General features: G+C 36.8%; 15 protein-coding genes, 2 pseudogenes and 1 other annotated feature. Of the genes and pseudogenes, 14 read left to right on the forward strand and 3 right to left on the reverse strand.

Going from position 1 to position 17,470, the window contains the following annotated elements; all coding sequences use genetic code 11:
• Positions 1-48: 48 nt before the first annotated feature.
• From MKY37_RS15050 to MKY37_RS15090, 9 genes and pseudogenes are all read left to right on the forward strand, one after another.
• On the forward strand, positions 49-372 hold the full coding sequence (locus MKY37_RS15050; protein WP_340778432.1) for a phage holin family protein: 324 nt from the start codon (positions 49-51) through the stop codon (positions 370-372).
• Between the two features lie 184 nt (positions 373-556).
• Positions 557-967: pseudogene (locus tag MKY37_RS15055) on the forward strand (solute carrier family 23 protein); the annotation flags it as partial.
• Between the two features lie 104 nt (positions 968-1,071).
• Positions 1,072-2,039: pseudogene (gene uvsE / locus MKY37_RS15060) on the forward strand (UV DNA damage repair endonuclease UvsE).
• Positions 2,040-2,145: 106 nt separating this feature from the next.
• A complete protein-coding gene (locus MKY37_RS15065) occupies positions 2,146-2,586 on the forward strand; it encodes a cell wall hydrolase (protein WP_340778435.1) in 441 nt (146 codons plus the stop codon).
• Positions 2,587-2,817: 231 nt separating this feature from the next.
• Positions 2,818-4,104 carry a globin-coupled sensor protein gene (locus tag MKY37_RS15070; protein WP_340778437.1) on the forward strand — a complete coding sequence of 429 codons (1,287 nt, stop codon included), beginning with the start codon at positions 2,818-2,820 and terminating at the stop codon, positions 4,102-4,104.
• Between the two features lie 299 nt (positions 4,105-4,403).
• The gene (locus tag MKY37_RS15075; protein ID WP_340778441.1) at positions 4,404-5,678 is read left to right on the forward strand and encodes an MDR family MFS transporter; all 1,275 of its coding nucleotides are present in this window, start codon (positions 4,404-4,406) and stop codon (positions 5,676-5,678) included.
• A 390-nt stretch (positions 5,679-6,068) separates the two neighbouring features.
• Entirely contained in the window at positions 6,069-7,061 is a 993-nt protein-coding gene (locus tag MKY37_RS15080) for a bifunctional NUDIX hydrolase family protein/GNAT family N-acetyltransferase (protein ID WP_340778443.1), read from the forward strand.
• Positions 7,062-7,251: 190 nt separating this feature from the next.
• Entirely contained in the window at positions 7,252-7,602 is a 351-nt protein-coding gene (locus MKY37_RS15085; RefSeq protein ID WP_340778445.1) for a hypothetical protein, read from the forward strand.
• Positions 7,603-7,747: 145 nt separating this feature from the next.
• A complete protein-coding gene (locus tag MKY37_RS15090) occupies positions 7,748-8,734 on the forward strand; it encodes a ketoacyl-ACP synthase III (protein ID WP_340778447.1) in 987 nt (328 codons plus the stop codon).
• A 118-nt stretch (positions 8,735-8,852) separates the two neighbouring features.
• Here MKY37_RS15090 and MKY37_RS15095 read toward each other — a convergent pair whose 3' ends face one another.
• Positions 8,853-10,217 carry an aspartate kinase gene (locus MKY37_RS15095; protein WP_340778448.1) on the reverse strand — a complete coding sequence of 455 codons (1,365 nt, stop codon included), beginning with the start codon at positions 10,215-10,217 and terminating at the stop codon, positions 8,853-8,855.
• A 378-nt stretch (positions 10,218-10,595) separates the two neighbouring features.
• Positions 10,596-10,828 (forward strand) — a binding site (T-box leader).
• 58 nt (positions 10,829-10,886) lie between these two features.
• Between MKY37_RS15095 and serA the strand changes: the two genes are divergently transcribed.
• The gene (serA, locus tag MKY37_RS15100) at positions 10,887-12,473 is read left to right on the forward strand and encodes a phosphoglycerate dehydrogenase (protein WP_340778450.1); all 1,587 of its coding nucleotides are present in this window, start codon (positions 10,887-10,889) and stop codon (positions 12,471-12,473) included.
• Positions 12,474-13,179: 706 nt separating this feature from the next.
• Here serA and MKY37_RS15105 read toward each other — a convergent pair.
• Both MKY37_RS15105 and MKY37_RS15110 read right to left on the reverse strand, forming a co-directional pair.
• The gene (locus MKY37_RS15105; protein WP_340778452.1) at positions 13,180-13,959 is read right to left on the reverse strand and encodes an HAD family hydrolase; all 780 of its coding nucleotides are present in this window, start codon (positions 13,957-13,959) and stop codon (positions 13,180-13,182) included.
• 60 nt (positions 13,960-14,019) lie between these two features.
• Entirely contained in the window at positions 14,020-14,628 is a 609-nt protein-coding gene (locus tag MKY37_RS15110) for a DUF3298 and DUF4163 domain-containing protein (protein WP_340779953.1), read from the reverse strand.
• A 54-nt stretch (positions 14,629-14,682) separates the two neighbouring features.
• Between MKY37_RS15110 and MKY37_RS15115 the strand changes: the two genes are divergently transcribed.
• From MKY37_RS15115 to MKY37_RS15130, 4 genes are all read left to right on the forward strand, one after another.
• Complete coding sequence (locus tag MKY37_RS15115) at positions 14,683-15,417, forward strand: AAA family ATPase (RefSeq protein WP_340778454.1); 735 nt, start codon at positions 14,683-14,685, stop codon at positions 15,415-15,417.
• Positions 15,418-15,447: 30 nt separating this feature from the next.
• Positions 15,448-16,008 (forward strand): VanZ family protein, encoded by a 561-nt coding sequence (locus MKY37_RS15120; RefSeq protein WP_340778457.1) that lies wholly within the window; start codon positions 15,448-15,450, stop codon positions 16,006-16,008.
• Positions 16,009-16,046: 38 nt separating this feature from the next.
• Positions 16,047-16,205 (forward strand): Fur-regulated basic protein FbpA, encoded by a 159-nt coding sequence (locus MKY37_RS15125; RefSeq protein WP_340778459.1) that lies wholly within the window; start codon positions 16,047-16,049, stop codon positions 16,203-16,205.
• Positions 16,206-16,318: 113 nt separating this feature from the next.
• On the forward strand, positions 16,319-17,470 hold the full coding sequence (locus MKY37_RS15130) for a DEAD/DEAH box helicase (protein ID WP_340778462.1): 1,152 nt from the start codon (positions 16,319-16,321) through the stop codon (positions 17,468-17,470).

Genomic DNA, 17,470 nt, shown 5'->3' on the forward strand with positions numbered 1-17,470 from the left:
AAAAGGATTAATTCACAAAGTCACATCTAAATGATGTGGCTTTTTCTTTTGTCCAAATTTCACACTATAGGAGGTGTTAAAATAGAAAAGTTATTATTCGTCTTCACCCTTTTAGGAACATTCTTTGTTTTCTTAATAGGTGGATGGCACATATCACTAACAATATTAGTTGTATTCATGGTTATTGATATAATCACAGGTTTAATAAAAGCAGCGATACAGAAAAAATTAAATTCTAAAGTATCTTATAGGGAATTTTTAAAAAAATCATCCATTATGTTAGTTATCATCATTGCTAACTTGTTGAACGTATTAACTGCATCAGGGTGTCTGTTTTTAGAACATGGCTATTTCTTTTATATGGGTATTTGAGATTGTAGCATTACTGCTATGCTCTTTTTTTTATGTGTTATCATCCTATGTTGCTAAATAATAGTAAATGATTTATATTTGAATTAATATGATAGTGAAATGTAGGCGACTATCAAAAATGTGGGATTATTAAAGTAATGAAGTTATTGATATATCAGTGGTTTAAAAGTAATAGTAATGTGTATCGTTTTCTCAAAACGTAGGGCTTATGCAAATCTCAGGTGTTAAGACGAAAACAGTTATTTATATAACTGGAGCAATGCTTATCGTACTTGGCTTCATCCCTAAGATTGCTTCTCTTACAACAATCATTCCTGAGTCCGTGTTAGGTGGAGCAATGATTGCTATGTTCGGAATGATTGTAGCACAAGGGATAAAAATGTTAAGTAAAGTAGTGTCCGATACTGAGGATAATTCGATGATAATAGCATGTTCAATTGGTATTGGGCTTGGTGTGACAGTGGTTCCTGAGTTATTTGCTGAGTTACCAAAGAACATGAAAATATTGACGAGTAATGGGATTGTAGCAGGAAGCGTGACCGCAATCGTTTTAAATATCGTCTTTAACATGATTCCAAGAAGAAAAATTTCATAACTTTCTAGAGACTACGAGGGAGATAATCATTCGTAGTTTTTTTTTAGCTGTGTATAGTGTACTTCCTAGCTATTTTCTCCATACTAATGGAGGAGGTGATAAAAATGACAATTGTACGTCTAGGATATGTTGCGATGAGTATGGAACTAAAAAATGCTTCCCCATCCAAAACAATGACATTCTCTCAATTTCAAAAATACAGAGATCGTGAAGCTGCAATTTCTAAATTAGAACAGATTGCGCTGGCTAATTTAGAAAATACGCATAGACTTCTTAAACATAATATGTTTAGTGAAATTCATTTTTATCGCTTAACTTCTCGAATAATTCCATTAGCCAATCATGTAGATATTCCCGATTGGGATTTTATGATACCGTCGATAAAAGAAAAGCTACATGAAATAGGTGAGTTTACGAGTAAACATAATATGAGAATAGATTTTCACGCGGACCATTTTGTTATACTGAATTCCTCCAAACCAGAAGTATTAATTAATTCATTAAAAACATTAAAGATGCATTATTTGCTGTTAAAGGAAATGCAGATTGATCCTACCCATCGCTGTGTTCTTCATATAGGTGGTAACTATAAGGATACAGAAAAATCATTGGAACGTTTTATAAATAACTGGAATGATGTTCCTAGCTCCATTCAAAAGATGATCATACTAGAAAACGATGATACTTCTTTTACATTTGACGATACTCTTTATTTGTGCGAAAAATTAGGAGTTCCGCTTGTATTTGATTACCATCATCATCTTGCCCACCATCGTAACAAAAATTGGGAAGGTAATTGGAATCGAGCAGTGGCAACTTGGGATGATTCTCCCCTTCCTATCAAATGCATATTTCTAGTCCAAAAAATGAGGCTGAATTTCGTCATCATTCGGACTATGTGGATGTGAATATGTTTTTCCACTTTTTAAAAGAAGTCAAGGAAACGGTTTCGCAGATTGATTGTATGATTGAGGCGAAAAAGAAGGATGAAGCTTTGTTTTTCTTAATCGATGAGATTAAAAAAAGGAAAGATGTTGAAATGATTGATGGTTCCTCTTTTTATTTAAAGTAATTACATCCAGTCGTATTAAGGATTTATGAATCTTGAAAATTTTTCTGCGAGTTGGATATCGACACCAATGAAGGCATTTTTTCATACTATACTTTGGGGTGAAAAAATGCCAAGAGTAAATTACAGAAGTAAAGACGTGGACTTAATGGCTAGGATGATGAGAGCAGAAGCCGAAGGTGAAGGTAAACAAGGAATGTTATACGTTGGAAATGTAATTGTTAATCGTGCTAAAGCTGATTGTTTAGACTTTCAAGATGTAAGAACAATTGAAGATGTCATTTTTCAAGTTCAAGGAGGAAATTATTCTTTTGAAGCAGTTCAAAAAGGTAATTTGTTTTATGAAAGAGCGAGATCTGTTGAAAAAAGATTAGCAAAAAAGGCTTTGGATTATTGGAGAGAACATCCAGGGAAATATGCACTATGGTATTTTAATCCATATGCACCTTGCCCTCCTACATGGTATGATCAACCTTTTGCGGGTCAATATAAACAACATTGTTATTATGAACCAGCACCTGGAACTTGTGAAAGTGTTTATATGGGGTAAGGAACAATTTAATTTACTTTACTTGATTTGTATTTAAACAACTTTAAAGAGCCATACTACATAGTCTAATGTAGTATGGCTCTAGTTTTATGAAAAGAAAATTAAATGATATATTCAACGCCTTATTTGTAAAGTAATTGTAAAATATAAAAAAATGTGAGAAAAGTCACTGTGGACAAATTGCCTATTTGCTAGCATATATTATAATGCTTTATAATTAGGAGGTTTGAAATGTTTTGGAAAAAACGAAATTTGCCAGCAATCAATCTGTTAAATAATCCTGAAGTTCACTTAGCAATTCGAGATACAGACATTCTATCTCAGTTACAGTTGATTGATTTCTCCGAAAAAGATCTAGCAAACCTTAAACAAATGGAGTCATTCATGGTGCCTTACATTCCCGGAGCAGTGAAGAACTTCTACGATTCCCTAATGGTAAATGAAAAATTAGTGGATATTATCAATAAACATAGTTCACGCGATCGTTTAGAACAAACATTGGTAAAGCACTTAGAAGAATGGTTTACCGGAGTTTTGAACGAGCAATACATAGAAAAACGTAAGAAAATTGCTAAAATGCATGTGCATATTCAGCTAGAAACGAAAAGCTATTTAGGCGCTTGTTATCAGCTTCAAAATAGTTTGGTTGAGAAGATACTATTAACTCAACTGCCAATAGAGCCACAAATCCAATTTGTATCATCTTTAAACAAGATAATTAGCTATGAGCAACAATTAGTTGTGGAGGCTTACGATCAATATGCGGAAGAGCAAGCAAAGGAAAAAGAAGGTGAAATAAAAAGAGCAATCAAAGAGACATTGGGAAATATCGTTACTAACCTAGAATATCAATCTTCCGAAACAACTACCTCTGTAGAAGAGCTAGTTGGAACGACAAAAGAAGTGGAGACTGAGGTGGCAAAAAGTATCGAAACCTCCAATAAGGCGATTGAAAAGGCGGAAACTGGCAAGCAAATTATAAAAACCTTAACTAGTCATTCGCAGGAAATATACGGCAAAACAAATTCCATGTCAGGTTTAATCGATAAATTAAACCAATCCTCTCAAGAAATTTTGAATGTTGTAAAAATAGTCAAAGACATAGCGATAAAAACAAATTTACTAGCATTAAACTCAGCTATAGAAGCAGCGAGAGCAGGTGAGTATGGAAAGGGTTTTGCTGTAGTTGCGGAGGAAGTGCGTAGGCTTGCCGAACAAACCAAGAATTCTGTAGAGCAAATCGACTTGCTAATTGGAGTCTCGAACGATGCGCAATTGGAAGTTGTAAAATCTATTGAGGATGTACAGCGTTTAGCAAATATAGGTTTGAAAGAAAGTGACCAAACAGCCTTATCCTTAGCGAGTATTTCCATCATGATTCAAGAAGTAGCAGCTGACGCTGAGATAGTCGGCAAGGATATTAATGACTTAACATTTGCAGTTGAATCTATTGGAGCGGCGTCCATTCAAATACTAGAGTCTACAAAACTTTTAGATGAGACAATTCAAAAAATTTAGTTAATCCTTGTAAGCTTATCAGGTGAATATGTCGTAAACCTTAGACCTTCTATGGGCGGTTGGTTGCAGTTTTAGAGCTATTTGCGAAGCTTTAAGGGTTATTATTTGGTTTAAGGGCTTGCAGTACAGATATGGGCTGTATAAGAAGGCTTAAGGGCTATATTAGTAGTTTTACCGGGCTTTACTACTCATCTCACAAGACTCACGTACTAAGAAAACGAACTCTAGTAAAATATCTATTTCGCAAACCGAAATAATGTGATAGTATTGTCTAATCTAAGAGTTGTGAGGAAAAAATGATGAGAATAAGAGATTGGGATCGTAGTTTGAAGGTCCGTTTGTTTGGAGAGTTTTTTAGTAATTTAAGTTTTTGGATGGTATTTCCCTTTTTAGCGATTTATTTTGCTGATGAATTTGGTACGAGTATGGCAGGGATTTTACTCGTTGCATCGCAAGTATTTTCGGTTGGTTCTAATTTAATCGGAGGTTATTGTGCAGATAGATTTGGTCGAAGGACAATGTTATTTTTCTCTGCAACTGCAGAAGGGCTAGCATTTATTTTATTTGCTTTTGCGAATTCTCCATGGTTCGATTCACCGATGCTAAGCTTTGTGGCCTTTACGATTGCAGGTATGGCTGGTTCCTTGTATCATCCTGCAAGTCAAGCAATTGTCGCAGATGTTGTGCCAGAGAAGGACAGAAGTACTGTATTTTCGGTGTTCTATACGTCCATAAATATTTCGGTAGTTATTGGACCAATAGTAGGAGCGGTATTATTCTTTAATTACCGTTTTGTGCTTTTATTGGTTTCTGGAATTATTTTCTGTTTGGTTGGATTGGCCATTAGATTTTTAACAGAAGAGACGTTACCGACTGATGTACGGGCACAGATGGCAAGCGGCTCGAATAATTGGATGCAGGTTGTCGTCAAGCAAGTTAAAGCTTATGGATTGATCGTGAAGGATAAGGTTTTCTTCTTATTTGTCATTGCTGGTATTTTGTTGGCACAAACATATATGCAATTGGATATGCTCATACCAGTTTATATGAAGGAAGCTATTGATAAGCAGGTACTTGGTAATCTGTTTAACAGGGAGTGGGCGGTAACGGGGGAAGGTTCGTTCGGTATTTTACTTTCGGAAAATGGATTATTAGTAGTGATGTTTACGGTATTTGTCACCAGATGGATGACGAAGTATCCGGAAAAGTGGGTATTCTTTCTATCCTCGTTTTTATACGCAGTGGCAATGCTTGTATTTCCGATGACAGCGAACTTCTGGGTTTTTCTAATTGCTATGGCAATCTTTACATTAGGAGAACTAGCAACGGTTGGATTGCAGGAAAGCTTTGTTTCAAAATTAGCTCCTGATGATATGAGGGGACAGTATTTTGCGGCGGCAAGTTTGCGCTATACAATTGGTCGTACAATTGCACCATTAGTATTTCCGCTAGTCACATGGATTGGGTTTACATGGACATTTGTTATACTAGCAGCTTTAGCGTTACTAAGTGGATTCATCTATCTGCTGATGTTTAAAGAATACAATAAACGAAAAAAAGAAATAGCCGTATAATTGGACAAGGGGTGTTCTCCTAATGAGAACACCCCTTGATTTTGTATAGGTATAACATAACTTTTGAATTTTAAATTTCATCCCGAAAAGCTCGGGGAATAATTTCCATGAAAGAAACACTTTCAATGCCGCGGTAAATTGTTCCACTGGTTGCCTTCTAACCTAAGCAACGTAAACCCTACCTTCTTTTACGTCCTTGCGACCCTGTAGCCGCTCCAGTGTGAATAAGTATTATCAAAAACACATATAGCAGAATGCCAATATCTAAAAACTATGTCGTACCAAATGTTAACTAGGACATTATCTCACACAAAAAAACAAATGTCAAATATGGTCAAAAATAACGAGCAAAAATGATATACTAATTCAATGGTAAATTAAGTAAAGTGGGTGGAGAAAATAGAACAATGGGATATCTTAAATGAGTTCAGAGAGAAAACAGGAAAGACTTGGATAAGAGGAGATGAAATGATGGAAGGGGACTTTCATCAGGTTGTTCATATTTGGATTATGAATGAAAAAGGAGAGTTTCTTATACAACAGCGTCAGCCTTGGAAAATAGGGTGGCCTAATATGTGGGACTGTGCTGCTGCAGGATCTGTTTTAGTAGGAGAAACTAGTGAAATAGGTGCTATGCGTGAAACTAAAGAAGAATTGGGCATTGAGCTACAAATGGATCATGCAGAGGTTGTATTTACTGTAAAGTTTTCTCGTGGTTTTGATGATCATTGGTTGGTAAAACAAGAAATAGATCTGGAACAATTAAATCTGCAGTACGAAGAGGTAGCAGATGCTAAATGGGCAACAATGGATGAAATACTCGAGCTTGTCGAAAGTAGGGATTTCATTCCTTATCATATTCTAGAACCGCTTTTCCAGATTAGCAGATCATCTATTTCTTTAAGGAAGGCTAGTCTATTAGATGCTGAAGAATTATTTGCGATGCAAAAAAAGGTTTTTCAACCTATTTATGAAAAATATCAGGATCATGATACGAGTCCGGTTTTCCAATCTTTTGAAAGATTTACAGAACGTCTGCAAACAGGAGACTATTTTAAAATCTATGAAGATAGCTTATTGGTAGGAAGTGTCCATGTTTATCCGAAGTCTTCGGGCATTATGCGATTACATATGATCAATATTTTACAACAGTTTCAGGGTAAAGGAATTGCCCAAAAGGTCATGAGCCGTCTAGAAAGTATGTATCCACAAGCGCAAAGCTGGGAGCTAGATACGATTAAGCAGGAACAAAGAAATTGCTATTTATACGAGAAAATGGGCTATCTGAAAACAGGTGATGAATGGAAGGTAAATGAGCAGATGACACTTGTTCACTATACAAAGTTAATTGGGTTCAACCATTTGAAACCAATTTCAACATGAAAAACAAAAATAAAGTTATGTAATATTAAATAGATATTAACAAAATTTGTTATATGTCGATACTTATAGTGGGGAATTTTTTTAGTTGTATATATCTAAAATAGGGAGGAAATTCTAAGTAAATATCCCTATTAAATGAAAAGGCTAAATGAAAATTCTCATAGATTGTAATAAGGAAGTGTATTATATTATGGCAGAAGGTACTTACACAATGAAAGTAAATCTTAGTGATAAAACGGTTGATATGACGGTGAGTGGAACTTTTACTCCTGAAAAAGCTAAACAATTTATCGATGATTATCAGCTTAAGCTAGCATCGATTAATGCCAGCGAATTCGTCTTGGAATTTGATTGCAGAGATTTGGATGTAGTAACAAAAGAAATGATACCCGATCTTGAAAATTGTTTAGCACTTTATAAATCTACTGGATTTAAGAAAGTAGAAGTAGGCATTAAGAAAAGTGCTATAATCTCCATGCAATTAAAACGCTTGGCGAATAATGTGGGGCTAACTACGTTTGAAGTAATTCAAAAATATTAATACTCGTAAAAAGGTAGGGAGCTATTAATAGATCCTGCCTTTTTTATTGGGTATTTGAATAACAAGCTCGTAAAATTGATGGGATAAAAAAATGATACGGACTTCGATATAATTCTAAAATTTCATTAGAGAGGTTATTACGACTATGACTAACATAAGAATTAAAGCAGTGGATGTTTACCATGCGAAAAAGCAAGTAAACAATGATGTTTACCTCGAACACTTTAAAAAACAAGAAAAAGATATTACAAATTTCTTGAATATTATGGGAAGAAAACAGCGTTATGTCATTGATAATCTTGAAGAAAATACTATTACGATGGCGATTGAAGCAACAAATCGGGTATTGAAAAAAGCGGGATTAGAAGGTAAGGATATAGATATGATTGTATTTTCTACTCAAGTACCTGAAGTAACTGTTCCAACCAACGCTATGTTCATTCACAATGCTATTCAAGCAAAAAAAGGAACAGTTATTTTTGATATGAATGCAAACTGCGCTGGTATGACGATAGGAGTAGAACAGGCGTCACGATACATGAAATCCAATCCACATGTTAATACCGCACTTGTGATAGGTTCTGACTATCTTTCATTAGTGGCTGATCCAAAGGATGCAATGACCTTTGCGAACTTTGGAGATGCTGCTTCTGCAATTATATTAGAAAAGACTGCGACTAATACAGGATTTGTCGACGCGATGTTTGAAGTAGACTCAAGTAACCGAAATAATATTCTATATCCACACAAGGGATTATCCCAAACGATTAAATCTAATGAAAGTGCAGAATTCATGCATTGGCTCCCATTTGACGGAACGATGTCACTACCATATACGTATGAAATGTTTGAATCCATTTTAGAAAGGAATCAGCTTAAAATTGATGATGTGGACGTGTTCTGCTTGTCTCAATTTGCTAAAGTTAATATGGATGAAATTCAAAACCATTTTGATATACCAGAAGAAAAAGTTATTTATGTAGGAGACAGCTATGGATATACTGGTACAAGCAGTCCTTTTATTGCCCTTCATGAAGGAATCGAATCTGGTAACATTAAGCGTGGAGACTTAATATTATTTTGGACAATCGGTGGCGGTCACGAGTTCATTACTATGTTATTTAGATATTAAAGTAAAAGGCGACGGGCAGAGAAATAGCAAAAGTACTGAATTTTCGCTAGTACTAGCTACTTTGCAAAAAAATATAAACCAGGCTATCTCTAACTAAGAGGTAGTCTGGTTTATTATATTATCCAACTGTTACTGCAGAGAAAAATTCGCTGTATAGTGCACGCAGTATTTTGTTCTCACTACTTTCATGTACTCCAAATGCTAGACTGACCTCTGATGATCCTTGGTTAATCATTTCAATATTTGAACCAGTATTTGCAATGGCAGTTGCAGCACGAGCTGCGAGTCCAGTACTATTGTTCATGCCTTCTCCTACAATAACAATCATCGAAAAATGATGACGGAAATGGGCATCATCTGCGTTTAACTCGTTCAATACACGATTCAAAATACGCTCTTCTTTTTCTGGATCTAATTGATGACTTCGCATGATAACGGAAATGTCGTCTAATCCTGATGGTGTGTGTTCATATGAAATATGCTCTTCCTCTAAAATTTGAAGAAGCTTACGACCAAATCCAATTTCTCGGTTCATCAAATATTTGCTTACATATAAAATAGAAAATCCATTATCAGCAGAAATTCCAGTTACAGGACGTTTGTTTGCTTTACGCTTATCTACTATTTTCGTACCAGGAGCCGATGGATTATTTGTATTTTTAATACATACTGGAATGCCGCTTTTATATACAGGCATTAATGCTTCATCATGAAAAACAGAGAAGCCTGCATAGGAAAGCTCGCGCATTTCTCGGTATGTTATTTCTTCTATTTCCGCAGGATGGTTTACTACTTTAGGATTAGCGCAAAATACAGAATCGACATCGGTAAAGTTTTCATATAAATCTGCTTTGACCGCGGCCGCTAGTATTGAACCGGTGATGTCTGACCCTCCCCGATCGAATGTGCGAAGAACCCCGTTTGGTGTATATCCAAAAAAGCCCGGGAACACAACGACTCCAGTAAGGTTGTTTAATGCATGGAGATTGTCGTATGCCTGAGGCAAGGCTTGTGCTCGTTCAGGAAAATCATTTACGACTAATCCAGCATTCTTCGGATTCACATATTGAGAGTCAAGACCAATACTTGTGAAATAAGTAGAAATTAGTTTTGCATTATTATCTTCTCCACTTGCTTTAATATTGTCTATAAATAATTCAATAACGCTTTGATCTTCCCTGATGCGTGCTCGTAGGTCTTCTTCAATCACGTCACAAATGGTCTCGTCTAGTGATAGGCCCTGTGCAATTTCCTTATAACGATCCACTACTTGACGGAGTTTTTCTTCCACTTCTTTATTATGTATTGCGGCAACTGCCAATTCGATTAGTAAGTCTGTTACTTTTTTATCGGCATCGAAGCGTTTACCCGGTGCAGACACAACGACAAATTTTCGAGATGGATCTGCTTTAACAATTGCAGCTACTTTTTTTATTTGGACTGCGCTTGCTACAGAAGTTCCTCCAAATTTACTTACCTTCATCTAATCAAATCCTTACTTTTTTATATGATTGTACTTATGGAAAAAACAGATGGTTTTATACAGTGTACAAACTTTATCGTTAGAGGTCAATAACTTTGTGGTTATTTCTTAAATATTATTTTATTAATACGAACTTTAAAATAAAATATCTTAATAAAGTTCGTATTTTTAGAGGTGAATATGTATATGTATTTATATTCTATTGATTTTATCGTCAGAACACGAATTATAAAAAAATAAAAATATTTTTTCAAATGAGTAAACTGCATGAAATCAGCATTTTGGGAATGAAAAATAAAATGGTAGCGTTTACAAGTTTTTTAACTATATTGACAATTAATTTGCTGATGCGTATGATAAGTTTAATTCAATAAAGTGTGAACAATTTTGACGGAGATAGGCTTTACATATTGAAATCTTAAGAGAGCTGATGGTCGGTGTAAATCAGTGGTTTCGTTTGTGGGGTAGCACTCTAGAATTGGTGGACTAAAAACAGAGGATTTAGGTTCATCCGTTAATGCGCGTTAAGCATACTAATAGAGATCTGCAAGATAATTGCAGTAAAATTTGGGTGGTACCGCGTGAGTTATTATAAGCTCTTCGCCCCTTACATGATTGTAGGGAGTGAAGGGCTTTTTTATGTTTTCAAAAATAAGGAGGAAAAATAACATGACATTCAATATTCTAATCAGTGATCCACTAAGCGAAGACGGTATTTTCCCATTAAGAGAAGCAGAAGGATTTAATATTGTCGTAGATACCGCACTAACACCAGAACAACTTGGCGAAAAAATTGGTGAGTTTGATGCATTATTAGTTCGTAGCCAAACACAGGTTACTCGAGAAATTATTGAAAAAGGGACTAATTTAAAAATAATTGGTCGGGCTGGAGTAGGAGTAGATAACATCGATTTAACTGCTGCAACAGAACGCGGGATCATCGTTGTTAATGCTCCAGACGGAAATACAAACTCAGCAGCAGAACATTCAATCGCTATGCTTATGTCACTTGCGCGTAATATCCCACAAGCCTTCCATTCTTTGAAAAATAAAAAATGGGATCGAAAAACATTTATCGGTGTAGAAGTGAAGAACAAAACGTTAGGTGTTCTAGGTTTCGGAAGAATTGGACAAGAGGTAGCTTTCCGTGCGAAAGGCCAACGTATGAATGTCATTGCGTACGACCCATTCCTAACAGCTGAAAGAGCGGAGAAATTAGGTGTTCAATTTGGTTCAGTAGAGGATGTTATCAAAGCGGCAGATTTTATAACTGTGCATACCCCTCTTTTAAAAGAAACTCGTCATTTAATTAATAAAGAAGCGTTTGAAAAAATGAAAGACGGCGTTCAAATTATTAACTGTGCTCGTGGGGGAATTATCGATGAAGATGCATTGTACGATGCAATCATGTCAGGTAAGGTTGCAGGAGCTGCATTAGATGTATTCGAGGAAGAACCGTTTGTAGAACATAAATTATTAACCCTTCCACAGGTTATCGCAACCCCTCATTTAGGTGCTAGTACTGTAGAAGCACAAGAAATTGTAGCAATCGATGTATCCTATGATGTAGTAAGCTTCCTACAAAATGGAACAGTGAAAAATCCAGTTAATCTTTCTTCTGTGCCAAAGGATGTCCTAGCTAAAATTGAGCCATTCTTTAATCTAGGAGAGCAATTAGGTTCATTCCTAAGCGATCTTACTGAAGGAGTTCCGGAGGAGGTAAATATTACTTATTCTGGAGAATTAGCAAACCTAGATACTCGTCCATTATCTCGTAATGCTGTAAAAGGTCTTCTAAAAAGCAAACTAGGTGAATCTGTTAATGATGTAAATGCAAAATTCCTGGCAGACCGTTTAGGTATAACTGTCAATGAATTAAAAACTTCTAAATCAAAAGGATTTACTAGCTTAATCACAGTTGAAATAAAAACTTCAGCTGGAACAAGAAAAGTAGCAGGTACTTTGTTAAATGGATTGGGTGGACGCATTGTACGTGTAGATGACTTTATCGTCGATGTAATCCCATCTGGCTACTTATTGTTTATCCGTCATAAAGATCAACCCGGCGCTATTGGACGAGTAGGAACATTACTTGCTTCTGAAGGTATCAATATCGCCGCCATGCAAGTGGGGCGTTCAGAAGTAGGTGGAGATGCAATCATGATGCTTTCCATTGATAAGCATGTAGAAAACTCTGGTATTGAACAGCTTAAAGCATTAGAAGACATCTTTGATGCAACACCGATTGATCTATAAGAGAGATGAATAGTATGTGTTAAGGTTTGCGGTCGGGTGACTCTGTTAGCCCAAGAGAGGAGCGTATTCGCCCGCCCGAAAAGGCTATGCTCTCGGAGGACAATCGCCCGCTCGAGGCTGAGTGTTATGCGCCCGAGAGAGGAGCGTATCCGCTCGCGAGAAGAGGCTATGCGCTCGGAGGTAAATCGGCCCGCTCGAGGCTGAGCGTTATGCGCCCGAGAGAGGAGCGTATCTGCTCGCCCGAAGAGGTTATGCGCTCGGAGGACAATCTAACGCTCGAGGCTGAGCGTTATGCGCCCGAGAGAGAAGAGTATCCGCCCTCCCGAAGAGGCTATGCGCTCGGGGAACAATCGCCCGCTCGAGGCTGAGCGTTATGCGCCCGAGAGAGGAGCGTATCTGCTCGCCCGAAGAGGTTATGCGCTCGGAGGACAATCTAACGCTCGAGGCTGAGCGTTATGCGACCGAGAGAGGAGCGTATCCGCTCGCGAGAAGAGGCTATGCGCTCGGGTGACAATCGCTCGCTCGAGGCTGAGGGTTATGCGCCAGAGAGAGGAGCGTATCCGCCCGCGAGAAGAGGCTATGCGCTCGGGTGACAATCGCCCGCTCGAGGCTGAGTGTTATGCGACCGAGAAAGGAGCGTATCCGCTCGCAACCAACAAAAAAGCTGAATCTAGGACAAGTACTTGTCTTGGATTCAGCTTTTTAATTATGCAAGCAGTGTCAATAGCTCTCTTAAGTTCTTAATTGTATATGTAGGCTTTACTTCTTCACTGACAGGTTTTTCTTCGCGGTTGATCCATACGGATTGCATGCCGACCCTAGAAGATCCTAAAACGTCGGTCATTAGATTATCGCCGACCATCAATACGTCATCTGCCGTCAATCCGACAATTTCAAGAGCATGTTCAAAAATCGATGGATCGGGTTTCCCCTTACCAAAAGCGCCAGAAATAAGTATATGGTCAAAATATGCAGCTATCTCCGGTGTGATTTCCAATTTAATGTTTTGAAGACTCGGCGAGCCATTTGTCATTAATAATAACGTATACTTTCCTTTTAATTTATCTAATACTTCATAGGTTTCTTCATATATAAATGGGCTTTCTTTTCGCATTTTCGGGAAATGTTCTGCTAACTTTCTGCCTAATTCTTCATTATCTATCCCTAGTTTCTCTAATCCCTTTGTCCATGCTAATCGTTGATATTCTGGTATGATGGCTTTCATTTTTTGAAAATCCTCTGAAGGATCGTCAAATGTCCCCCATAATCCTTCAAAGGGATTAATACCGATCATTTGGGTAAATGTGCGTGTTTCATATGTATCGTACAATGCACTTGCCTCTGCACGTACGGATTGTTCTAATGCAAGTGGATCTACATTAACCTGTGCCGCTGCGTATGCACATGTTTTGTCAAATGCAACGGACACACTTTTATTATCCCATAGTAAAGTATCATCTAAGTCAAAGAAAATTGCTTTTTTCATTCACCGAAACCTCCAGCATGTATTTACTTAATACTTTACCGTACTAAAGAGTTCGTGTCACTAGAATGGTACCATTTTTTCTAGAATTCCATCTTCCCGAATAATTCCTTCTATATCTTTGATAGTAATTGGAAAATAAGGGAAGCCGTATACGTATGGAGTCAATTCATACACTTGAAAGTAAATGACGAGTGAGTGATCGGCAATATAAAAATCTTGGTCACTGCGTATTTGTGTAAAATCCTCTAATAGTGGGACATCCCACTCTATTATTTTCTTTTTAATCATTTCAGAAAGAACTTTAACATAATTGCTTTCCGGCTTAAACAGTTCACTTAGTACATATAGCTTACCTGTCTTCACATCGAAGGTGAGTGATTTTGTAATTGTAAGTCCGTGTGCACCTCCTGTAAAGGAATAGACAGTCAAACTTAAGCTTAGCACTCCACGCTCGTTTGTTTTGATTTCATAAGTACTGACCATTTCTACTAAATGCTCACTGTAAAATCCTTGTTCGATCAAAAGCGTGTTTAGTGCATGAATAATATCAGCATTTATCTTTTTTTCTACTGCGGGATGAGGTAAGTTAGTAACAATAGGATAATAAACATTAATGTTTGGTGAACTTTTCCTAATATATTTCGTTTCTATACGAACAGGTAGATCCATGGCAGACAACCTTTCTTAAGTAATAATAAATAGTATGAGTGGGAGAGGAATCATATGTTTTTAAATAGAGTGACCCTTTTCAAAGAGCCGCAAGTGGAAAGTCAATATCCCTTCACCATTCCAGCTATTAGCAACTTTAAAGAGCTTGAGTTAACCTCAACAGTAACTTTTTTTGTAGGCGAGAATGGTACAGGGAAATCCACACTTTTAGAAGGAATTGCAGATAAATGTGAATTTAATACAGCAGGTGGAAGCCGGAATAATTTATATGATGTAGACTCTGCAGAAAGTGCTCTAGGGAAATATCTTAAACTTTCCTGGATGCCGAAAGTGACGAGTGGTTTCTTTTTACGAGCAGAATCCTATTATCAATTTGCATCTCATATCGATGAACAGGAAAGAGAAAATCCTGGAGAAGGTGTACTAGATAGCTACGGTGGAAAATCGCTTCATGAACAATCACACGGAGAGTCTTTTCTATCGCTATTTTTAAATCGTTTTAATGGTCAAGCTATTTATCTTTTAGATGAGCCAGAAGCAGCGTTATCACCACAGAGACAATTGGCATTTTTACGTATCATGCATGATTTGATCAAGGAACAGAATTGCCAATTTATCATTGCGACACATTCTCCCATTATTTTAGGGTATCCAGAATCGACAATCCTAAGTTTTGATGATGGAGAGATTGAGGAAATCGATTATGAAATGACTGGACATTATCAAATTACGAAATACTTTTTAGACCATCGGGAAAAATTTTTAGAAGAGCTATTTGAAGGTGAGTAAATGCATGTAATTATAAATTATTTAGATGATATGTTATTTTTTATAGGGATAGCACTTCCATTGATTGTCATTTGGCGACTGTTTCGTTGGAAGAAGAGAGGATTTCAGCTAAAGGAGTTTTTACATGAGCTTGGCATTTTAGTTTTTTTCTCTGTGCTTGTTGGCCTGTTTTCTCAAACGATATTACCCAAAGCAGGTGAGGTGCCTGCTTATACTACTGGCGTTAATTTAGAATTATTTCGTGTTGTAGAAGAAACATATAATGCCATTATATACTTAGGATTTTGGCAGCCATTTTATATTAACTTTCTTGGTAATATTATTCTTTTTATGCCTATTGGGTTTCTCTTACCTCTACTCTTTAAAAAAATGGAGTTTTTTATATTTCCTATATTAGTAGGTCTAGGCATATCCTTATTTATTGAAATTATGCAGCTTCCTCAAAGTAGGAGTAGTGATGTCGATGACTTATGGTTAAATACGCTTGGTGCTTTTCTTGGCTATCTATGCTATATCTTTATTCGCAAAGCTTTCCCTTCGTTTACAGTTGCTTTCAAAAAAAGCGAGTTTATAAAACATAAGAATGGGTAAATATAGGATAGTAAGAATATTGCAAGGAGATAGTAAACATGATGAAAATTAAAGAATCACAAACTGAGCAAAAACGTGATGATATTATTGAAGAGTTTGTAAACAAAGGTGTATATAAAATTGATGGAAGACAATTATATGAGTTAAACTTTTATGAATTAATGAAGGAATATACAACTGAAGATGAGAGTAGATAAGTGCCTTTCCTACAGGGCACTTTTTTTTGAACAAACCTCTATTATCTATAAATATTAGTCGATATAAAAAATATGGTACACTTGACTCAAATACAGATAAGGTGGAAACAAACTTGACTTTTATAACTAATTTAAATGAAACATTACAAAAAAAATGGGAGGATGCAAATTTTGCATCTCCAATGCCGATACAATCCAAATTAATCCCACATATGTTGGATGGTTCTGACGTTGTGGCAGAATCTCCAACAGGAACTGGAAAAACACTTGCTTACGTGCTTCCAATCCTGCAGATGGTTGATCCAACCAAGAAACAAATACAGGCAATGGTAATCATTCCTTCTCAGGAACTTGGTATGCAAATTGTGGAGGTATTCCGTGAATGGGTGAAAGATACAAACATCTCGGTTGCCCAATTAATCGGCGGAGCAAATATTAACAGACAGATTGATGTGCTTAAAAAGAAGCCGACAATTGTCGTTGGTACTCCAGGCAGATTACAAGAGCTAGTGAAAACTAAAAAACTAAAAATGCATGAGATAAACATCGTTGTTCTAGACGAAGGAGACCAACTCCTAAGCCGAGAGCATCGTACAACTGTGAAAAGTCTAGTCGACGCAACTGTGGAAAGTCAGCTGATTGTTACTTCTGCAACAATTACAGAAGAAATAGAATTAGTTGCGGAACGAATGATGAAGGATCCTGTGCGTATTCAAGTATCTGCAGAAGATGTCCCATCGCAAGGTGAAGTTGTACACAGTTTTGTGAAGACGGAACCTCGTGATAAAACCGAATTGTTACGTAGAATCTCTTATTTAAAAGGTATGCGTGGTCTTGCGTTCGTAAATAGTCTAGATCAGCTCTTAATGAAGGATGCAAAACTTGCATATAGAGATGCACCAATCGTTTCTCTTCATTCGGAGATGAAAAAAGATGAACGGAAGAAAGCATTGGATGATTTTAAAAGCGGTAAGGTGAGCTTATTGATTGCTACGGATGTGGCAGCAAGAGGCTTAGATATTTCTGGGCTTACACATGTTATCCATGTAGATGTACCGCATTCGGTCGAACAGTACTTACATCGTTCGGGACGTACAGGACGTGCTGGAGCGGATGGAGAGGTAATGACGTTGTTAACTTATTCTGATGAAAAGACGTATAAAAAGTGGACAAAAGAGCTTCCTAAAAAGCCAGTTCAAAAAGTATGGTATCGCGGCGAATTAATCGAGGGATCATCCAAAACTATCGCTCAAAAGGGGAAATAA

The sequence above is a fragment of the Psychrobacillus sp. FSL K6-2836 genome (assembly GCF_038003085.1).
Classification (GTDB): domain Bacteria; phylum Bacillota; class Bacilli; order Bacillales_A; family Planococcaceae; genus Psychrobacillus.